This is a genomic window from Neobacillus sp. NPDC093127 (assembly GCF_044754175.1).
GTDB lineage: Bacteria > Bacillota > Bacilli > Bacillales > Cytobacillaceae > Neobacillus.
The window spans coordinates 517,833-536,320 of sequence record NZ_JBIVOP010000001.1 but is presented as its reverse complement, the minus strand read 5'-3'; the positions used below and the strand labels follow the sequence as shown (position 1 = coordinate 536,320).

Genomic DNA, 18,488 nt, shown 5'->3' with positions numbered 1-18,488 from the left:
AAAGAGCTAGCAATCCGATTGCTTAGCTCTTTTTTAATCGATGAAACAAAATAAACACATAGACTAACAAAGAAAAGATGGTAATAAGGGGACCCAGCTCTAACATCTTGTGGTAGAAATGATTCGCCCATGACCCATCCTCAAAAAAAACAACTGGAATGGCATTGGAGGGCTGCTCATAGCTGCTAAAGCGCAAGTATATTGGTTTCCAGAGGATGAGAGCTAACAAGCTTGCAAAAATACCATGCATAATTCTCGCGATAAAAAAGGGCTGAAACCTGATATCTGTTTGTGCGAGGATGCTGGCAACCTGTGCTTGGACACTAAAACCACTAAAGGCCAGGATGAAACTTGTAATCATTGCCTGTTGCAGAAGTGTCGCAGCTTCTACACGACTTGTCAGGTCGCTTCCTAAGGTAATTTCAAATAATCCCGAAATAAATGGAATGCTTAACATTTCCGGAAATGATAAAAAGGAGAGACCCATTTCAACCGATTTTCCAAGAGCAGCAGTAATATGTAAATGATAAAGAAGTTTGTTCACAACCGAGAAAAGAATAATAAATCCACCGACCATTAACAAGGTTTGAATGGAAGAATTGACAGCATCACCCAGAAGTTTACCGATAGGCCGATTGTCTGTTAATCTAGTTTGATGCAGTGCGGAAACAGCCGCTCTTAGTTTAAATTTTTTTCTTCCTTCCCTGGTTTCGACTTGTGACTCATTCCCATAAAAACGCATGATGATGCCAACGCATATATTCCCTAAATAATGGGCTAATCCGAGGAGAAGACCTAAACGGGGATTATGGAAGAATCCTACTGAAACAGCTCCGAAGATAAATAAGGGATTTGAAGAATTTGTGAAAGAAACGAGCCTTTCAGCCTCAATTTGTGTTAATTGGCCTTCCTGGCGTAATCTAGCTGTAAATTTGGCGCCGGCTGGGAACCCTGAGGCCATCCCCATTGCCCATACAAATCCCCCCACACCAGGCACCTTAAAAAGCGGTCTCATGAGGGGTTCCAGCAAAACGCCAATGAACCTAACAACCCCAAAGCCGATTAACATTTCAGAAACAATAAAAAAAGGTAACAAAGAAGGGAAGACGATTTCCCACCACATATCGAGACCGCGGACAGAGGCCTTTAATGACTCTTGCGGGAACAAAATAAGTGAAACTGCCAAAATAGTGACGGATGTGGATAAAAGAACAGTTTTTAGTTTTGAGCGAAACAATGAAGGGGACCTCCTTCCAAGGGGATAGACTAGTTCAAATTGTGCAAATCCAATAATTGAATGGTAAAATAGGAAATATTCTTTTAGCGGTCTCGGAAAACACTATCTAGCTGAAACGTATTGGCACTTCCGAATTTCACCTTGTCCCATATAACACAAATATACTCATAGAAGGTTATTTTAGACCATAAGATTGAATGAGTAAGCAAAGATTCTATGGATGAATAAATTGGAGGTAGCGAATATGGAGCACCCTAGAATAGGTTTAGCACTTGGTTCGGGTGGTGCACGAGGGTTTGCTCATTTAGGAGTCATTATCGCCTTGAAAGATGCGGGAATTCCGATTCATCTAATTGCTGGCAGCAGCATGGGGGCACTTGTTGCCAGTTTTTATGGGGCGGGCATCGACTTGGACCGGCTATATAAATTTTCAACCGCCTTTAAAAGGAAATACTTTTTGGATTTTACCGTTCCGAAAATGGGCTTTATCTCAGGAAAGAAAGTGAAGGAATTTATCAAGGTTTTTACACATGGAAAAAACATTGAAAACTTATCGATACCAGTTGGCATTGTTGCAACCGATTTATTAACAGGGGAAAAGGTTGTTTTCAAAGAGGGGCCAGTCGCTGAAGCTGTAAGAGCAAGCATCTCTATCCCTGGTATATTTGTGCCGGAAAAATATAAGGGGAGGCTCTTGGTGGACGGTGGTGTTGCTGACCGTGTTCCTATTTCTGTCGCGAAAGAAATGGGTGCAGATATTGTTATTGCCGTAGATGTTTCAATGGTAAAACGTAACGCCGAAATTACCTCAATTTACGATGTCATCATTCAGAGTATTGACATTATGCAAACGGAAATCGTCAACAGCAGAGAGAATACTGCCGAAGTGATGATCCGTCCCCCTGTCGATGTTTATAGCTCGCGAGCCTTCACCAATATTGAGGAAATTATCAACCTTGGACAGGAAGAAACTAAAAAAAAACTAAAGCAAATAGAAACCGTCATTGAACAGTGGAAGGGGTAAACGTGCAATGCGCAAAAAAATATATATAGGATCCTTCGTATTGCTTGCCATCATCTTAATAGGGGCGATGAATTATTCATTGCCCTATTATGTATCAAAACCGGGAATGGCAAAAGAGCTTGGACCGATTATAACGGTGGAAAATGGCTATAAGGATGAAGGAAGCTTTATGCTTACAACTGTAAGAATGGGCAGGGCTAATATTTACTCCTATTTAGAAGCAAAGATGCAAAAATATGAGGAAATTTATCCATTGGATTTGGTGTTAAATAAAAAAGAGACTGAAGAAGAGTACAATGTCAGGCAGCTCCATCTGATGGCCGCCTCGAAGTTGAATGCGATAGAGGTCGCCTACCGGAAAGCCGGTGTACCTGTAGACTATAATTATAAAGGAATTTACGTCATGCAGGTGATTTCCGATATGCCCGCCGCAGGGAAGCTTCAAGCAGGTGATCGGATTTTCAAAGTTGATGGGCATCAACTCCCTTCCTCAGAAGAATTCATTAACTATGTGGGCAAAAAACAAGCCGGAGATAAGATTGAATTAACCTTTACTCGAAATAAGGCAACAAAAAATGTTACCTTGAGTCTTCAGCCGTTTAAAGAGGACCCTAAAAGGGTTGGAATTGGCATTTCATTAGTAGATGATAAGGAAATTGTTGTCGATCCAAAGGTTACGGTAAAGACAGATACAATTGGCGGCCCATCTGCAGGACTGATGTTTACTTTGGAAATCTATAACCAGTTAACGAAAGATGATTTAACGAAAGGCTACCAAATTGCTGGAACAGGCACGATTGATGTTGACGGGACTGTGGGACCTATTGGCGGGATTGAACAAAAAATTGTCGCCGCTGACAAGGCAGGAGCGGAATTCTTTTTAGCTCCGAATGAAAAAGGGGTCAAGAATTCTAACTACCAGGCTGCCGTAAAGACCGCTCGTGATATTAAGACAAAAATGAAGATTGTTCCAATAGATAGTTTCGATGAAGCAGTTCATTATTTAGAAAAGCTGCCTAAGAAGTAAAAAAGATGGTGCCTATCGCACCATCTTTTTTACTCAACCAATATTGGCGGCTGCTTGTATTCCTGCTTAATCATTTCATTTTTTAACTGATTCGGGATGACTTGGGAATAAACTCGTGCTGCTTTTACATCCAGTAGTATTTCTTTTTCCTTAAAGGACGATAGTTTAGAAACGAGGGGAAGGCTGAACTCCTTTTTTCTCTTATTCAAGTATGCTTTTCCTATTGATGTCATTCCTAATAGTCTTAAATAGGAGGCTTTTTCTATATTTCCAGCCATTTCTACCTTTTTTGTATTTGTCAATATATGAACACATAATCTTTGAAGCCTTGTCCATGTATAACGTTTCGTTTTTATTTTTTGCATAAATTCTTGAAAGCTATTGGACACTAGAGCTGCGGCTAGTAATCTGTGCTCAAGCCCTTCCTCCACTTCATAAATTTGTCTCAGCTCATCAGGACTGCTATGAATGAGCCGGAATTGAAGGAAGCTCCAATAATTTTCCCATTGATGAAACGTTTGATTTTCGTGTAAATATTGTTGTAACAATTGTTTGCTTGGCTCAGGTACATATTGGTCAATTTCCGTTTTACCATCTTCATTTGAAAAAATCGCTTTACGGATACTTGTTGCGCTTGCTATCGTTTCCGAAGCAAAATCTTGATCATGATAGTCTGCGTTTTTGCGAGCGACCGTCAAGGGTCTTATTGGGCTTTTTTGCTGGTTGATAGCTTTTATGTATTGAAAGCCCAGGATATTATTTGGTTTTGCTAAATCCAAATATCGTTCCCAATCTGGTAACTGCCGAAATGAAAGTGATACGGCTTTGGGGTAACTGACACCTGTATCCATAAATTGTTTGATATGATTGTCTAATGGTTTTTGCTGTTCACTTAAAAAATCAATTGTTTGATAAAAGGCAGAAATATCTCCGCTTTCGCTCCCAAAGCATATCGATTCGCAGCCGGCTGCATCAAGTATCGAGACGGCCCCATTTGCAAAGGTTTCTGCCTTTTGTACTGCGAAGCGGTAGGGAAGTTCAAAAACAATATCTACACCATTTAATAGCGCCATTCTTGTGCGACACCATTTGGAAACAAGTGCGGGTTCCCCGCGCTGCAAAAAATCCCCACTCATGACCGCAATCACAACATCGGCCTTTGCTGCATCCTTCGAAGCCTCTAAATGGTAGGCGTGTCCGTTATGAAAGGGGTTATATTCGACAATTAGGCCAACAGCTCTCATACTAATCTCCTTCATTAAAAATTATTACCATTATAGCAAAATTTTAAAGAAACCAATCAATTTTTATGATAAGATGTTGTAGATGTTTGTAAAAAGTGGTTCTGGATAAACTAGTATTAGGATAACGTTTGTTCAAATTGCCTTTTTAAAAATCACCTGACGAGGTGTAAAGAAAAAACATTGACAAAAATTTTAACGAAGGCTATAATTACTTTTGTTGCCTTGGGGTGATTCAATTGAAATGGACATTAAGTCAATTACAAAAATATCGAAACAAGGATTTTTTGCTTGATGAAACGATTCGGGTAGATGAGATTATCGAAATCGATCCATCCATTCGGGAAGTCTCTCCGATTCACATTAGGGGTCGTGGAGATATTGATTCAACGAAAGTGACATTCCATTTAAAAATCGAAGGTCATTTAATTCTTCCTTGTTCTCGTACTTTAGTGGATGTTAAACTTCCAATTAATGTCGAAACAACTGAAACGTTCCTCTTACAAGGTTCAGTTTATGAAACTGAAGAGGAAGCGCATCAAGTAAAAGGTGACGTGATTGATGTAATGCCAATCATTCGTGAAATTCTTTTACTTGAGGTTCCGATGCAAGTGTTTTGCGAAGACGTCGATTCTGAAGGGGCTGCACCGCAATCCGGTAAGGATTGGGAAGTTGTCCATGAAGAAGATCAAGTGAAAAAGGTTGATCCGAGACTAGCAGGCCTTGCTAAGTTTTTTGACGAAAACAATTCTTCTTCGTAAATCTAATCGGCAAAAACTAAGAAGCAAAGTGAAGAACCAGTATCCCTGGCCTTCATTCCTTTCTTAATACTCTTTAAGGAGGTGGGAAGAATGGCTGTACCTTTTAGAAGAACTTCTAAAACTGCAAAGAGAAAACGTCGTACTCATTTTAAATTAAACGTACCTGGTATGGTAAGCTGCCCAAACTGTGGTGAAATGAAACTTGCTCACCGCGTATGTAAAGCTTGCGGAACATACAAAGGAAAAGACGTTGTAAACGACTAATTTCTGTTAGGATAGAAAGCACAAGGAGCTGATAATAGCCCTTGTGCTTTTGTCGTTTCCGTACATACTTTCAACACTTGAACTTTGAAATTATTCCCTAATGAAAGGACGAATAAAATTGTCATTTACCATTGAAAAACGGGATAAGGGTTATGTGTTATTTACAATTACAAGAAGTGAAAAAAGAAATGCTATTAATTATGAAGTGATGAACGGTTTAGAAGAGGCGATAAAAAGAGCTTCTGAAGCTGATAGTAAGGCGCTGATAATTACTGGAGAAGAGGAGCATGCTTTTTGTTCTGGAGGAGATTTATCCATTTTTCATCGACTGCACACTAAAGAGGAAGCCTACTCTATGCTTTCAAAGATGGCTGCCATTCTTTATTCGCTCCTTACGTTACCGATTCCGACCATAGCACTCATGAATGGGACCTCTGTTGGGGGCGGTTGTGAACTTGCTGCAGCCTGCGATTTTCGTCTTGCGCGAAATGGAATTAAAGCAGGTTTTGTCCAAGGAAAGCAGGCGATAACCACTGGATGGGGCGGTGGGGCTATCCTTGCAGAAAAGCTCCCGGCAGCAAACGCAATGAAAATGCTAATGGATGCTGAACTGCAAACAGCAGAAGAATTAAAAGCATCCGGCTTTATTGATGATCTATTCGAAAAAGATGCGCTAAAGTCGTGTGAAGCATATCTTGAAAAGATCTTAGCTAAGGATTTAAGAGTCCTGCAGTCCTATAAAAGAATATGGACTCGAAAGTGGGAGGAAACGAAGCTGCGCGAAAGAATAGAGGAAGAGGTAAGAAATTGTGCATTACTTTGGGAAAGTGATGCCCATCATGATTATGTCAAACGATTTATGAATAAAGATTAAAAAGACAACCCTTGTTTGAGTCTATCTTTTCTAGTAGATGCATATGTATTATAAAAACACTAGGAGGGATGAACTGATGTCACCAACCCGACAAGATGCATGGTCACAAGATGAAGATTTGCTGCTTGCTGAAGTGGTGCTCCGCTATATCCGCGAAGGCGGAACGCAGCTGCAAGCTTTTGAGGAAGTAGGCAAACAGCTATCAAGAACCTCGGCAGCCTGCGGTTTCCGTTGGAACTCATATGTAAGAAAGCAATATAAATCAGGAATTGAGCTTGCAAAGAAACAGCGTAAAGAGTTGAAGAAGCAAGCAAGCCCAGTGGAAGCAGAGCCTATTCAAGTAGAAGATCAAGTGGAAATGATATCGTCGCCGCCTGGATGTGAGCAGGGCAGTACAATCACCTTCCCCGCAGTCGTTCATTTTTTAGAAGGACTTCAAAAACGAGCGGAAAACTCATCTAGCATTGAAGAGGATAGGAAGAAATCTTCGGAAAAAATCAAAGAGCTGGAGAAGAAAACTTTTTATTTGGCTGCGGAAAATGAAAGACTTGCAAAAAATTTAAAGGCAATCGAAGAGGATTACCGCTCTTTAATTGAAATTATGGAAAGAGCTCGGAAGATGGTTGTCCTCCAAGATGAGGACAGACAACAAAAGGTAAAATTTCAAATGGACAAAAACGGCAATCTTGAAAGAGTGGAAAAATAGTAAAAAGCGGACCCTTCTTTGTCCGCTTTTTACTTTGTTCCTCTATTAATGATGCTGTGCTTCGACACCATCTGGATACCAGACAAGTGGATTTTCTCCACGGTCACGCTCCATGTCATATTCTACATTATTGAAATCCATTTTTTCCCAAAAACCGCTTGATTTCACTCTTGGGTTTGTTTTGATTGGCAAGCCGAAGCTTTTCGCAAACTCAACAAGCTGTTTGCCATATCCCTTACCTTGATAATCAGGTAACACTTCAAGCTTCCATAGTTCTAAATAATTTTGCGGCGGATAGAAATAGCGGTCAAATTTAGCGTTAATTTGATATAAACTCATGCGAGCTACTAGTTTGTCCCCGAAATAAACTCCGTAAAACGGTGATTCACTATCATTGTCCACCATATTTGCTTCAAGATCCTCAAGCATTGATAACTCTTGAATCCCATATTCTTTAAACTTTTTAAACTCTTCGAGTGTTTTAAAATTTACTTTTAGTTTTTCCACTTTTACTCCCATAGCCATCCTCCTAAAATAATTACCTCATATTTTTGTCTATATGCGATTGTTTCTGAATAACATGAAGTGAATAATTTTTGCATTTTTCAAAACGAATTAATATCATTATATAACAAAAATAGAAAAAATTCTTCCTATAAACTCTGATAGCGTTTTCAAATTTTGCAGGAAATTCGGGGAATGATGTAGAAACATATTAATGATGGAACAAAAGGGGTATGAAAGGGGAAAAAGTGTGCAAAAAATTTTAATTGCCAATCGAGGGGAAATTGCGCTGCGGATCATTAAGACTTGTCAGGAGATGGGAATTGAAACGATTGCGATTTATTCCGAAGCTGACAAGGAAATGCCGTTTGTGAAAGCGGCTTCTAAGGCGGTTTGTGTGGGGGAGCCGCCTGTTAATAAATCCTATTTGCAGGCAGAAAAAATTATAGAAATTGCAAGAAGCGAAAACGTGGATGCCATCCATCCAGGATATGGCTTTTTATCTGAAAATGCCGCATTTGCAAAACAAGCACTCAAAGATGGAATTATGTTTATCGGACCAAATCCCGAAACCATCGAATTAATGGGAGATAAAATCGTCTCGCGCCAAACAATGGAACTGGCGGGAGTACCAGTAGTGCCCGGAAGCGGCTCCGGGTTAAAGACTATTGCGGAGGCTTGCGGCCTTGCAGCATCAATCGGTTACCCGGTCATGCTGAAGGCAAGTGGCGGCGGCGGCGGGATTGGAATGGTGCTTTGTGAAAATGAGCAAGCGCTCGTTAAGTCTTATGATTCGACAAAGTCGCGAGCAATGACCTATTTCGGTTCAGATGAGGTTTTTATAGAGAAATATATTGCTGATGCCAGGCATGTTGAAGTTCAGGTATTTGGTGACAACCATGGGAATATCGTTCATCTGTTTGAGCGGGATTGTTCGATTCAAAGAAGACATCAAAAAGTTGTCGAGGAATCACCATCGCCATTTCTTTCGGAAACTGTAAGACAAAAAATGTTCGAAACGGCTGTAAAGGCAGCGCGTGCCGTTAATTATACGAATGCAGGAACGATTGAATTCATTGTCGATGAGGAAGAAAATTTTTATTTTTTAGAAATGAACACAAGACTGCAGGTGGAACATCCAGTAACGGAAATGATTACGAATCTTGATTTAGTCAAATGGCAAATTCTTACGGCTAGGGGTGAGAAATTACCTTTGCCACAATCAGCGATTGTTTCATCAGGAAATGCGATTGAGTTTCGTCTTTATGCGGAAGACCCTGTCCGCTTTTTACCATCACCAGGGAAAATCACTACGCTAAACTGGAATCAAAGTGGCGAAGTAAGGATTGATGCGGGTTACGAGGAGGGGGGAACTGTTACCCCGTTTTATGATCCGATGATTGCCAAATGTATATTTCATGGTCAAACACGGAAAGAAGCATTAACAGCAGCAGCAAGTTTCTTTAACGGTGTGAAAATTGAAGGAATAAAAACAAATGCACCACTTTTTTTAAAGATTCTAGCCAATGAAGACTTCCAAAATGGATCGTATACGACAAGCTTTTTAACAAAAAAATTAGTGAAATAAGAGGAGAGAGAAACATGAAAGAAATCACAGCATCGATGGCAGGAACGGTATTGAATGTTTTTACTGCAAAAGGTAATCAAGTGAGTGCAGGTCAAGAAGTGTTAATGCTTGAATCGATGAAAATGGAAATTCCGATTGAAAGCGCGACAGAAGGCGTTGTATTAGAAGTGAAGGTTACGATCGGTGATTTTGTCAATGAAGGCGACGTTCTCATTGTCTTAGAATAGCATTTTTCGAGGGGGAGCATTAATGGCAGCAACAAACACATTAACCGAGCAATTAAATGAAAACCGAAAAAAAATTGAGACTGGCGGTCATCCAAAATATCATGAGAAAGCCAAGGAACAAAAAAAACTTTTTGTTCGTGATCGGCTTGCCTTATTGTTTGATGAAGGTAAATACGAAGAAGACGGTAAATTTGCCAATTTTAAGGCGGGAGATCTGCCGGCAGATGGTGTCGTAACGGCCATTGGTAAAATTAATGGCCAGACAGTCTGTGTCATGGCTAATGACTCGACCATCAAAGCTGGTTCTTGGGGAGCTCGGACAGTTGAAAAGATAATCAGGATTCAGGAAACAGCAGAAAAATTGCAGGTTCCTTTATTCTATCTGGTCGATTCAGCCGGAGCAAGAATTACTGACCAATTGGAGATGTTTCCAAACCGCCGTGGTGCCGGGAAAATATTTCATAACCAGGTAAAGCTTTCTGGGATGATTCCGCAGGTTTGTATTTTATTTGGTCCTTCCGCGGCAGGAGGGGCATACATTCCAGCGTTTTGCGATATCGTCATCATGGTTGACCAAAATGCCTCGATGTATCTTGGCTCACCACGGATGGCTGAAAAGGTCATTGGTGAAAAGGTTACATTAGAGGAAATGGGCGGCGCCCGGATGCACTGTTCTGTCAGCGGCTGCGGTGATGTCCTTGCCTTTAGTGAGGAAGAAGCGATTGAATCGGCGAAACAGTATATCAGCTATTTTCCTGCCAGCTTTAAAGAAAGAACAAAAATAACTGATCGTGTGGCTGCGAAAGAAGGCCGCAATTTAGAAACGATTATCCCTGAAAACCAAAACGCTCCATTTGATATGTATGAATGTATCGATAGACTGGTTGACAATGGTAGTTTTTATGAAGTGAAAAGATTGTTTGCACCGGAATTAATTACCGGATTAGCTAGAATTGATGGAAGGGCTGTTGGTATCATTGCTAATCAACCTAAAGTAAAAGGCGGCGTATTATTTGTTGATTCAGCTGATAAAGCGGCAAAATTCATCCAGCTCTGCGACGCCTTTCATATTCCATTATTATTCCTTGCCGATGTACCTGGTTTTATGATTGGGACAAAGGTAGAGCGAGCCGGAATTATCCGACATGGGGCAAAATTAATTGCGGCAATGAGCTCGGCGACGGTACCTAAAATTTCAGTCATTGTAAGAAAGGCTTATGGTGCCGGTCTTTATGCGATGGCTGGCCCGGCGTTTGAACCTGATTGCTGTATCGCGCTGCCAACTGCACAAATTGCCGTTATGGGCCCTGAAGCGGCTGTCAATGCTGTCTATTCCAACAAGATTAATGAAATTGAGGATCCTAAAGAAAGAATTGCCTTCGTTCAAGCAAAGCAGAAAGAGTATAAAGAACATATCGATATTTATAAGTTAGCTTCTGACCTCATTGTTGACGAAATTGTTGCACCAGCTGAATTGAGAGATGTGCTCATTCAGCGCTTTGCTTACTATGAAACGAAAGAATTAACCTTTGGTGTTCGCAAACACCCGGTTTATCCGGTATAGCCCAAAAATCCCTTGTCGTTTAATTGACGATAAGGGGTTTTTTTCATTAATCTCATTCACAAGAAACCGCTATTATCTGATAAAATAGGAGGAAAGACTACCAAATGAGGGATTACCATGAAGGTTGGAATAATCGGGGCTGGGTCAATGGGTTTATTATTTGCTGCGTATATTAGCAGAGTTTTTGAGGTAACGATTTATACAAGAACAGAGGAGCAAGCAGCCCAGATAAATAAAAATGGAATCTTATTGCAAAAAGAATCAGAACAAACGATATCCATGGTTAGTGCGTTACCAATTACCGAATGGCAGGGAACAGAAGCTTTAACAATTATTGCTGTTAAGCAATACCAGCTTCAAACAATTATTGAAAAAATAAATCATTTACCCGTGATGCCTGAAAATCTATTATTTCTACAGAATGGGATGGGCCATTTAAAGCTTCTTAAGAACATTCGGGCTAAGAATATCTTTGTAGGTTCAGTCGAACATGGCGCATTAAAGGAAAATTCGTTTCGAGTAAACCATAATGGTGAAGGGAAAACTAACGCTGCGGTTTTCAGTGGAAATGGCTTATTGCTGCATGAATTTTCTGCCTCCCTTCCAGAGGAATTCCCAATTGTATTCCGGGAAGACTACTACAAGATGCTGGAAAATAAATTAATTATCAATGCGGTTATTAATCCCTTGACTGCCATCCTTCATGTGCAAAATGGGGAATTGGTAAACAATCAGTTTTATTATCACGTATTAAAAAATCTTTTTTGTGAAATCTCTTTCATTTTGAATTTAGAAAAACAGGAAGAGCATCTACAACAAATTATTACTATTTGTAAAAACACTGCCGAAAATCGCTCTTCGATGCTAAAAGATATTGAAGCAAACAGATTGACGGAAATAGACGCCATATTGGGGTTTTTATTAGAAGAAGCTGTTAGACAGGAAAAGAAAGTACCACAAGTAGAAACCCTTTATTATTTGATTAAAGGAAAAGAAGCGAAGAGGGGGCGGCTTTCGTGATGACCATCTTCTCCTCTATATTAACTGTAGTTTTTACACTGCCGTTTATCGGGTCTATTTTGGTGTATTTACTGATAAAATTAATGACAAAAAATACGCGAAAATCAATCCATAAAGCGTTAGACTATACAACCATTTTATATATCATTTCTGTTCACTTTTTAATTGTCACCATATCGGGGAAATCGTTATCCTGGCTAATCATTTTATTGATGATTTTAATTGCGATGATGTTTGTTGTCGTTCATTGGAAGGTGAAGCAGGAAATTATCTTAAAAAAGGTGGTCAAGGGTTTTTGGCGCTTTAATTTTATTATTTTTTTCCTTGCCTATATTTCCTTAACCCTATATGGCTTGATTTATCGTGCCATAACCTTTACTTTTGTATCTTAAGCAAAAATTTTTTTAAAATGGGCGGGTAGTGGTATACTCGTAAAAGAATGAATTTGGGTGATCAGAAAGGAAGTACATGAATGGAGATTTCAAATCTCTCTTTACCAGCAGCCAATCGGTTTGCGTCAAGTTATTTGGAACAATCTGCTGATATTCAGCCTTTTTTTCATTATCGGTTTAATGATCGAAACGAAGATATGAAAAGAATAGCTGAATTAGCTGACAGACCGTTTCCCCGCATGGAGGTTGCTGCCCATATTGAGACTTTTATGAAGCGTTTTCCATCTTCAGAAGCTGTTGAGAGGTCTATAGATAAATTAAAACAAAGTAATAGCGTCGTTGTGATAGGCGGACAGCAAGCTGGAATCCTTACTGGACCGCTTTACTCGATACATAAAGTCATTTCAATCATTAAATTAGCAAAACAAAAAGAAAGTCAGCTTGGGATTCCCGTTATTCCTGTTTTTTGGATAGCAGGAGAAGATCATGATTTCCAAGAAGTTAATCATCTGTTTGTGCCGGTTGAGCAAAAAACAAACAAATGGACTTATCCGGAAAAAGTGTACCAAAAGAAAATGGTATCAGATATTCATTTAAACAAAGACATTTGTTATACATGGGTAAAAAATTTAATTGAAAACTTTGGAGAGACGGAACACACGAAAGATTTATTAGCATTTGCTGAAGGTCAGCTTGCAAAATCGTCAACCTTCGTCGATTTTTTTGCTAATATTATCATGGAATTGTTTAAGGATTATGGGCTTTTAATCGTTGATTCCGGGAACAAGGAATTCCGCCAGTTACAGAAGGAATTCTTAACTGCGCAAATTACTCATCATGATTCGATAACCTACTCATTGTTAGAGCAGCAAAAGCAAATAGGTAAAAAGGGTTTCCCCATTACAATTGATGCGGGCGAGCAAGCGGCTAACCTGTTCTACTATGACGAAAAAAGAAATGAGCGAATTTTACTTGAATATGATCGCAAAATAGATTGTTTTGTGGGGAAAAATGGTGCTATCTCCTATTCAAAGGATGAGTTAGTGGGGATGGCTGCTGAAAATCCAGAGAAGCTAAGCAATAATGTGGTGACGAGGCCGCTAATGCAGGAATGGCTTTTTCCAACCATCGCCTTTATTGCCGGCCCCGGGGAAATTTCATATTGGGCGGAGCTGAAACTTGTTTTTGAGCATTTTAAGATAAGTATGCCGCCAATAGTCCCGCGTTTGAATATTACCTTCCTAGATCGTTCAGTTGAAACTGATATTTCGGAGCTGAATTTAAACTTAGCGGATGTTTTAAGCAGGGGAACGGAAAGAGAAAGAGCAAAATTTTTAGATGTAATCAAAGATAAAGAAATAGAAGAATTATTTTCAAGGACAAAAGACCTGTTATTAAAGCAGTATCAGCTGATTGAAGCCAAAACAGAGGAGCTAAACCAAGCGCTGTTGCCGATATTAAAGAAGAACGAAAATTACCTGTTAAAGGAAATCGGTTTCATGGAAGCTAAGCTTGAAGGCGCCGTTAAACTGAAACACGATACCCAATTAAGGAAATTTGCAAGGGTCGATCTCGCATTAAGACCAGATGGCTTTCCGCAAGAAAGAGTTTGGAATATCTTTTACTATTTAAATCAATATGGCCTTAACTTTATTAATGATATAATGGCGCTTTCTTTTGATTTTGATGGCCGCCATAAGGTAATCGTCATTTAAAAAACTTCACTTAACTAGTGAAGTTTTTTTATTTTTATAAAGGATTTTAAAGAAATGAAGGCGAATAGTTTAAAAATAGGTGGTGGAAAGTGGGGGAATGTGGTACATTTTTAATAGAAAGTGGGGGTAATGGGTATGTTCATGGGTGAATACCATCACAGCATTGATAATAAAGGCAGGCTTATCGTGCCCTCCAAATTCCGCGAAGAGCTTGGCGAGATGTTTATCATCACACGCGGATTGGATCAATGTTTATTTGGTTACCCAGTTTCAGAGTGGGGGCTTATTGAAGAGAAGTTAAAAGGCCTTCCGCTGACAAAAAAAGATGCCCGTGCTTTTACTAGATTCTTCTTTTCTGGAGCAACAGAGAGTGAACTTGATAAACAAGGAAGAATAAATATCCCAGCAACACTATTGCAATATGCAAAATTGGATAAAGAATGTGTCATTTTGGGTGTTTCCAATCGAATTGAAATTTGGAGTAAACAGATTTGGGAAGACTATTTTACACAGTCGGAAGAATCTTTTACGGAAATTGCAGAAAATATGATTGGCTTTGATATATAATGGGAAAGTTATATTAATATATTTTCTCATTATGATCGTTCGATTGGAAAAGGAAGGTACGTAAATGTTTGAACATACAACTGTTTTATTAAAGGAAGCTGTTGACGGATTAAATATTAAGTCAGATGGTATTTACGTTGATTGTACGCTGGGAGGAGCCGGACATAGTGCTCTCATCCTTTCAAAGCTTGGTACGGACGGAAAATTGTTTGCATTTGACCAGGACGAAACAGCTATAGCCCATGCTAAAGAGAGATTATCCGAATACGGAGATCGTTTAATTATTATTAAAAGCAATTTCCTATATTTACAAGAAGAACTTGCGAATCGCGGGATTGAAAAAGTAGATGGTGTTCTATATGACTTAGGCGTGTCCTCACCGCAATTGGATACACCGGAAAGAGGCTTTAGCTACCATCACGATGCACCACTCGATATGAGAATGGACAATGAAGCAGAGATTTCTGCTTATGATGTCATTAATCATTGGTCATATGAGGATTTAGTACGAATCTTTTTCCGCTATGGCGAGGAGAAGTTCTCTAAGCAAATTACCCGCAAGATAGAAGCTGCCAGAGAGAAAAAACCGATTCAAACAACAGCTGAATTAGTTGAAATTATTAAGGATGCAATCCCTGCACCTGCGAGGAGAAAGGGCGGACATCCTGCCAAACGAATTTTTCAAGCGGTCAGAATTGCAGTGAATGATGAATTAGCTGTGTTTGAAAAGTCTCTAAATCAAGCGATTGATATGTTAAACCATGAGGGTAGAATAAGTGTCATTACTTTTCATTCTCTTGAGGATAGGATTTGTAAGGCTGCTTTTAAAAAGGCGAGTGAAACCCCTAATTTGCTTCGTGGTTTACCAACGATTCCAGATGAGTATAAACCGCTTTTAAAGCTTATATCGCGAAAACCAATTTTACCCTCAGAAGAAGAGTTAGAAGCAAATAATCGTGCGCGGTCTGCTAAACTGAGGATTGCAGAAAAACTATAAATAAAATATCCGGAGGGGAAAAGTTTGAGTAATCTTGCCAGGAATTTAGAACGACAGCAGCAAGTCGAACAAAAAGTCGAAAAACAGAGTCAAATAAAGATTAAAAAATCCTGGCTCACTCCAGGAGAAAAAATTATTGGGATCGCATTTGCCGGTTTGGTTTGTTTTGGCTCCGTCCAGCTTATTTCAAATCAAGCGAATATTTACAAAATTAACACTGAAATACAAACGATCGAAGCACAGGTAAATGAACAGCAGAAGGTAAACAGTGATTTGCAGGTTCAGGTACGCGAAATGAGCACATATGAACGGATCCGCGATAAGGCTAAAAAAATGGGTCTAGAGCTAAATAATGATAATGTTAAGGTCGTGCAGGAAAAATGAACAAGAAACAGCCATATATGAATGCAGGAGCAGCGATATTGTTTGTAATATTCGGCCTGCTCTTTTTTGTATTACTCTACAGATTCTACTCGATTCAAATCACTGGAGAAGTGGGCGGCCAACCGCTTACTGCTAAAGCGCAGCAGAAATACAGCAAGGAAGGAATTATTCAAGCTGCCAGGGGGGACATCCTTGACAGAAATGGTGAGGTTGTCGCAGAGGACGCGGCCGCTTATACCCTAATTGCCATTCTCGATAAGAAAATGACGACGAATTCCAAAAAACCAAAACACGTGAAAGATCCAAGCAAGACATCGAAACAACTCTCACAAATCATTGATATGGATGAATCGGAGATTTATAGAGTTTTATCAGAAGGGATTAAAAAAAAGAGATTCCAGGTTGAGTTTGGAAAAGCGGGGAAGGATATCAGTCATCAAACAAAGAAAAAAATTGAAGCCTTAGGGATTCCCGGGATCACGTTTATCCGAGATTCAAAACGTTTCTATCCAAATGGAATTTTTGCTTCCCATTTAGTGGGGTATAAAGAAAGTATAGTGCAGGAAGATGGTACAAATAAAATAGTAAGCATGGGAATCGAAAAACAGATGGATGATGAACTAACAGGGAAAAATGGCAAAATCAATTATGAGAGTGATTTGTGGGGCTTTTTACTTCCAGATGGAGAAGAAAAGATTACTCCTGCCCAAAATGGAAATGATATTTATTTAACACTCGATAAGAAGATTCAAACCTTTTTGGAAGATGCCATGGATCAAGCGGTAAAGCAATATAAACCGAAAAAAATTATTGCGATTGTGGCGGATCCGAAAACAGGGCAAATATTAGCGATGGGACAGCGGCCGACGTTTCATCCGAAGACAAAAGAAGGTATTGATAAAAGCTGGCATAATGAAGCGATTGAAACCTCGTTTGAACCAGGGTCAACAATGAAAATCTTCACGCTTGCAGCTGCCATCCAGGAAAACAAGTTTGATCCAAATGAAAAGTATCCATCCGGTTCCTATCGGGTGACACCAAAAGACCAAGCCATTCATGACCATAATGGTTCAGGCTGGGGACCAATCACCTATCTCGAAGGTGTTCAGCGTTCTTCCAATGTCGCATTTGCCAAAATTGCGAAAGAAAAGTTAGGATTTGATAAATTTAGAGAGTATTTATCCAAATTCGGCTTTGATAAACCGACAGGGATTGAACTTCCAGAAGAGACATCAGGAAAAATTCAATACACCTATCCGATTGAAAAAATCACCACTGCCTATGGACAGGGGACGGCCATTACGGCGATTCAGCAAATCCAAGCGGCAACAGCGATTGCGAATGATGGAAAAATGTTAAAGCCGCATGTAGTCGAAAAAATTGTTAATCATGATACTGGTAAAACAATTAAGGAAGTAACACCGGAAATCGTTGCGACACCTATTTCTGCTGCAACTGCCCGCAAGGTTCGGGATATTCTTGAAACGGTTGTGACGTCTCCTAAAGGCACAGGCGGCCGTTATAAAATTGATGGTTATAGTGTAGCAGGTAAAACGGGGACTGCTAATATTCCTGGACCAGGTGGAAGATACTTACAAGGTCCGAATAGTTATATGTTTTCCTTTTTAGGAATGGCCCCGAAGGATAACCCTAAGTTAATTGTTTATGTTGCGGTTCAAGAACCACAGCTGAAAGGGGAGGAAACGGGTCAAGGAGCGATTCCTGTTTCGGCGATTTTTAATCCCGTTATGCAAAACAGCCTCCATTATTTAAATATCCAGCCATCCACAGTAGTAAAAGCAGCCGTTAATAAATTACCAAAACTAAAGGGGCAGTCAGTGGATGATACGGTCAAAAGTCTTAATGCAAGCGGCTATGATACCGTTGTGCTTGGCAGCGGCACAAAAATAACCGGGCAGCTTCCAGAGGCTGGGACAGCTGTTTTAGAGGGTGAAAAGGTCATCATTCAAACCGATGGTGATTTAATAGCACCTGATATGACAGGATGGTCACTCCGTGATGTGATGAAAATAGCTAATCTCGCCGGGCTTAAGCTCAATTCCAAAGGGAAAGGCTATGTTGTCCAGCAAAATCTAAAACCAAAAGCAGTTTTACGCAACGGGGATATCCTGATTGTGGATTTAAAAACTCCTGAAGAACTGTGGGACGAAGCAAAAAAAGCAACCAAAGATGAACAAGGAAAGACAGAGGAAAACTCAGAAGATAAGGTCCAAGATTAACCGTAGATAGGGGTGTCCCAAAAGTATAACTTTTTGGGGCACCCCCTTTTTTCGTTCATCGTTCTTTGAAACTTGTCTGTTGATTTCCGCTCCAGGCGGCTTCGCTTTCCGCGGGTGTGCCGGTGAGCCTCCTCGGCGCTAGCGCCTGCGGGGTCT

Annotated in this window: 19 protein-coding genes; 16 read left to right on the top strand and 3 right to left on the bottom strand. The window is 39.9% G+C overall.

What is annotated here, in order from left to right; genetic code table 11:
* Positions 1–22: 22 nt before the first annotated feature.
* Entirely contained in the window at positions 23–1,237 is a 1,215-nt protein-coding gene (gene ylbJ / locus ACIQCO_RS02620; protein WP_400425578.1) for a sporulation integral membrane protein YlbJ, read from the bottom strand.
* A gap of 244 nt (positions 1,238–1,481) precedes the next feature.
* Between ylbJ and ACIQCO_RS02615 the strand changes: the two genes are divergently transcribed.
* Positions 1,482–2,261: a patatin-like phospholipase family protein gene (locus ACIQCO_RS02615; RefSeq protein ID WP_400425575.1), complete on the top strand. Its 780-nt coding sequence runs from the start codon at positions 1,482–1,484 to the stop codon at positions 2,259–2,261.
* A 7-nt stretch (positions 2,262–2,268) separates the two neighbouring features.
* Positions 2,269–3,288, top strand: a complete 1,020-nt coding sequence (locus ACIQCO_RS02610) for a SepM family pheromone-processing serine protease (RefSeq protein WP_400425572.1) — start codon at positions 2,269–2,271, stop codon at positions 3,286–3,288.
* Between the two features lie 29 nt (positions 3,289–3,317).
* On the opposite strand, the gene ACIQCO_RS02605 is transcribed toward ACIQCO_RS02610, so the two are convergent.
* Positions 3,318–4,532: a nucleotidyltransferase gene (locus ACIQCO_RS02605; RefSeq protein WP_400425570.1), complete on the bottom strand. Its 1,215-nt coding sequence runs from the start codon at positions 4,530–4,532 to the stop codon at positions 3,318–3,320.
* Between the two features lie 236 nt (positions 4,533–4,768).
* Here ACIQCO_RS02605 and ACIQCO_RS02600 point away from each other — a divergent pair, with 236 nt between their 5' ends.
* The 4 genes from ACIQCO_RS02600 (at position 4,769) to ACIQCO_RS28195 (ending at position 7,134) form a co-directional block, all read left to right on the top strand.
* Positions 4,769–5,290: a YceD family protein gene (locus ACIQCO_RS02600; protein WP_400425567.1), complete on the top strand. Its 522-nt coding sequence runs from the start codon at positions 4,769–4,771 to the stop codon at positions 5,288–5,290.
* 90 nt (positions 5,291–5,380) lie between these two features.
* On the top strand, positions 5,381–5,554 hold the full coding sequence (gene rpmF, locus ACIQCO_RS02595) for a 50S ribosomal protein L32 (RefSeq protein WP_024029176.1): 174 nt from the start codon (positions 5,381–5,383) through the stop codon (positions 5,552–5,554).
* A gap of 118 nt (positions 5,555–5,672) precedes the next feature.
* Entirely contained in the window at positions 5,673–6,428 is a 756-nt protein-coding gene (locus tag ACIQCO_RS02590; protein WP_400425564.1) for an enoyl-CoA hydratase/isomerase family protein, read from the top strand.
* Between the two features lie 76 nt (positions 6,429–6,504).
* A complete protein-coding gene (locus ACIQCO_RS28195) occupies positions 6,505–7,134 on the top strand; it encodes an RsfA family transcriptional regulator (protein ID WP_483873592.1) in 630 nt (209 codons plus the stop codon).
* A gap of 45 nt (positions 7,135–7,179) precedes the next feature.
* On the opposite strand, the gene ACIQCO_RS02575 is transcribed toward ACIQCO_RS28195, so the two are convergent.
* Positions 7,180–7,653: an N-acetyltransferase gene (locus tag ACIQCO_RS02575; protein WP_400425561.1), complete on the bottom strand. Its 474-nt coding sequence runs from the start codon at positions 7,651–7,653 to the stop codon at positions 7,180–7,182.
* 235 nt (positions 7,654–7,888) lie between these two features.
* Between ACIQCO_RS02575 and ACIQCO_RS02570 the strand changes: the two genes are divergently transcribed.
* From ACIQCO_RS02570 to ACIQCO_RS02525, 10 genes are all read left to right on the top strand, one after another.
* Positions 7,889–9,226, top strand: a complete 1,338-nt coding sequence (locus ACIQCO_RS02570) for an acetyl-CoA carboxylase biotin carboxylase subunit (protein ID WP_400425559.1) — start codon at positions 7,889–7,891, stop codon at positions 9,224–9,226.
* 14 nt (positions 9,227–9,240) lie between these two features.
* Positions 9,241–9,453: a biotin/lipoyl-containing protein gene (locus ACIQCO_RS02565; RefSeq protein WP_400425556.1), complete on the top strand. Its 213-nt coding sequence runs from the start codon at positions 9,241–9,243 to the stop codon at positions 9,451–9,453.
* Positions 9,454–9,475: 22 nt separating this feature from the next.
* A complete protein-coding gene (locus ACIQCO_RS02560) occupies positions 9,476–11,017 on the top strand; it encodes an acyl-CoA carboxylase subunit beta (protein ID WP_400425553.1) in 1,542 nt (513 codons plus the stop codon).
* Between the two features lie 117 nt (positions 11,018–11,134).
* Positions 11,135–12,037, top strand: a complete 903-nt coding sequence (locus ACIQCO_RS02555; RefSeq protein ID WP_400425550.1) for a 2-dehydropantoate 2-reductase — start codon at positions 11,135–11,137, stop codon at positions 12,035–12,037.
* Entirely contained in the window at positions 12,037–12,429 is a 393-nt protein-coding gene (locus tag ACIQCO_RS02550) for a DUF3397 domain-containing protein (protein WP_400425920.1), read from the top strand. The genes ACIQCO_RS02555 and ACIQCO_RS02550 overlap by 1 nt, the downstream gene beginning before the upstream one ends.
* 80 nt (positions 12,430–12,509) lie before the next feature.
* The gene (gene bshC, locus ACIQCO_RS02545; protein WP_400425548.1) at positions 12,510–14,144 is read left to right on the top strand and encodes a bacillithiol biosynthesis cysteine-adding enzyme BshC; all 1,635 of its coding nucleotides are present in this window, start codon (positions 12,510–12,512) and stop codon (positions 14,142–14,144) included.
* A 135-nt stretch (positions 14,145–14,279) separates the two neighbouring features.
* Entirely contained in the window at positions 14,280–14,711 is a 432-nt protein-coding gene (gene mraZ / locus ACIQCO_RS02540) for a division/cell wall cluster transcriptional repressor MraZ (protein WP_400425918.1), read from the top strand.
* Positions 14,712–14,775: 64 nt separating this feature from the next.
* Positions 14,776–15,708 (top strand): 16S rRNA (cytosine(1402)-N(4))-methyltransferase RsmH, encoded by a 933-nt coding sequence (gene rsmH / locus ACIQCO_RS02535; protein ID WP_400425545.1) that lies wholly within the window; start codon positions 14,776–14,778, stop codon positions 15,706–15,708.
* A gap of 24 nt (positions 15,709–15,732) precedes the next feature.
* The gene (gene ftsL, locus ACIQCO_RS02530) at positions 15,733–16,092 is read left to right on the top strand and encodes a cell division protein FtsL (protein ID WP_400425542.1); all 360 of its coding nucleotides are present in this window, start codon (positions 15,733–15,735) and stop codon (positions 16,090–16,092) included.
* Entirely contained in the window at positions 16,089–18,332 is a 2,244-nt protein-coding gene (locus ACIQCO_RS02525; protein ID WP_400425539.1) for a penicillin-binding protein, read from the top strand. The genes ftsL and ACIQCO_RS02525 overlap by 4 nt, the downstream gene beginning before the upstream one ends.
* The last annotated feature ends 156 nt before the right edge of the window (positions 18,333–18,488 follow it).

Bases quoted from the DNA above. Each gene is read 5' to 3' on its own strand.
- ACIQCO_RS02555 (WP_400425550.1), top strand. From the start codon at position 11,135: ATGAAGGTTGGAATAATCGGGGCTGGGTCAATGGGTTTATTATTTGCT.
- mraZ (WP_400425918.1), top strand. From the start codon at position 14,280: ATGTTCATGGGTGAATACCATCACAGCATTGATAATAAAGGCAGGCTT.
- ACIQCO_RS02575 (WP_400425561.1), bottom strand. From the start codon at position 7,653: ATGGGAGTAAAAGTGGAAAAACTAAAAGTAAATTTTAAAACACTCGAA.
- ACIQCO_RS02565 (WP_400425556.1), top strand. From the start codon at position 9,241: ATGAAAGAAATCACAGCATCGATGGCAGGAACGGTATTGAATGTTTTT.
- ACIQCO_RS28195 (WP_483873592.1), top strand. From the start codon at position 6,505: ATGTCACCAACCCGACAAGATGCATGGTCACAAGATGAAGATTTGCTG.
- ACIQCO_RS02610 (WP_400425572.1), top strand. From the start codon at position 2,269: ATGCGCAAAAAAATATATATAGGATCCTTCGTATTGCTTGCCATCATC.
- ACIQCO_RS02560 (WP_400425553.1), top strand. From the start codon at position 9,476: ATGGCAGCAACAAACACATTAACCGAGCAATTAAATGAAAACCGAAAA.
- ACIQCO_RS02605 (WP_400425570.1), bottom strand. From the start codon at position 4,532: ATGAGAGCTGTTGGCCTAATTGTCGAATATAACCCCTTTCATAACGGA.
- rsmH (WP_400425545.1), top strand. From the start codon at position 14,776: ATGTTTGAACATACAACTGTTTTATTAAAGGAAGCTGTTGACGGATTA.
- ACIQCO_RS02615 (WP_400425575.1), top strand. From the start codon at position 1,482: ATGGAGCACCCTAGAATAGGTTTAGCACTTGGTTCGGGTGGTGCACGA.
- bshC (WP_400425548.1), top strand. From the start codon at position 12,510: ATGGAGATTTCAAATCTCTCTTTACCAGCAGCCAATCGGTTTGCGTCA.
- rpmF (WP_024029176.1), top strand. From the start codon at position 5,381: ATGGCTGTACCTTTTAGAAGAACTTCTAAAACTGCAAAGAGAAAACGT.
- ACIQCO_RS02550 (WP_400425920.1), top strand. From the start codon at position 12,037: ATGACCATCTTCTCCTCTATATTAACTGTAGTTTTTACACTGCCGTTT.
- ACIQCO_RS02525 (WP_400425539.1), top strand. From the start codon at position 16,089: ATGAACAAGAAACAGCCATATATGAATGCAGGAGCAGCGATATTGTTT.